This is a genomic window from Streptomyces turgidiscabies Car8, assembly GCF_000331005.1.
Classification (GTDB): Bacteria; Actinomycetota; Actinomycetes; order Streptomycetales; family Streptomycetaceae; genus Streptomyces; species Streptomyces turgidiscabies.
In genome coordinates, this window is record NZ_AEJB01000433.1 from 1 (window position 1) to 878 (window position 878).

General features: G+C 66.4%; 1 protein-coding gene. It reads right to left on the minus strand.

All coding sequences use genetic code 11. The features are described 5' to 3' along the window. Positions 1-21 precede the first annotated feature (21 nt). Positions 22-639 carry a GNAT family N-acetyltransferase gene (locus STRTUCAR8_RS31755; protein ID WP_044473244.1) on the minus strand — a complete coding sequence of 206 codons (618 nt, stop codon included), beginning with the start codon at positions 637-639 and terminating at the stop codon, positions 22-24. Positions 640-878: the final 239 nt, after the last annotated feature.

Consider the following 878-nt stretch of genomic DNA (forward strand, 5'->3'; position numbering starts at 1 on the left):
CCACTCGCTTTGCATCACCTCTCAGAGCGGCCGAAGTGCCGGCTCCTTCTGTACTGCTCCCAGCAACCGGTCGAGCGCCAACTCCACGTCTTCCTTCCAGGAGAGGGTCGTCCGCAGCTCCAACCGAAGCCGAGGGTGCACGGGATGGGGCCTCACCGTCTTGAAGCCCACAGCGAGTAGATGGTCCGCGGGCAGGACACAGGCCGTCTCCTTCCAGCGCGCGTCCCCGAAAGCCTCGATCGCCTTGAAGCCCCTCCGCAGAAGATCCTTGGCCACCGTCTGCACCATCACGCGCCCCAGTCCCTGCCCCTGGTAACCCGGCATGATGAAGGCGGTCATCAGCTGCACCGCGTCCGGCGATACCGGGCTCGTGGGAAACGCCGTGGCCCGGGGAACGTAAGCCGGAGGCGCGTAGAGCGCGAAGCCCACGGGACTGTCGTCCACGTAGACGACACGGCCGCAGGAGCCCCAGTCGAGGAGAACGGCGGAAATCCACGCTTCCTTCTCCAGTGCGGGTGTCCCCGCCTTTACCGCGGCTTCCCCGCTGACGGGGTCCAGTTCCCAGAAGACGCACGTGCGGCAGCGCTTGGGAAGGTCCGGAAGGTTGTCCAGCGTGAGCGGTACGAGCCGACGCCCCATGAAGGCTGTTCCTCGCTTCCTTCGCCCGCAGCGTCGCGAGCGGCTGTCAGAGCGTTTCGTTCCCTGACCAGACTGCCGACGAACCCGCCGACGGCGCCCAGTCCCAGACCCGCGCTCATCAGTCCGGTGCGGCTCACGATTCGCATGACCCCCGCCTCCCCAACTCCGAGGTGCTGCCAGGTGGATGCGCCATACCCGAACGCATCGTATCCACCAAGTGATGGCATCGGTACCGCGTG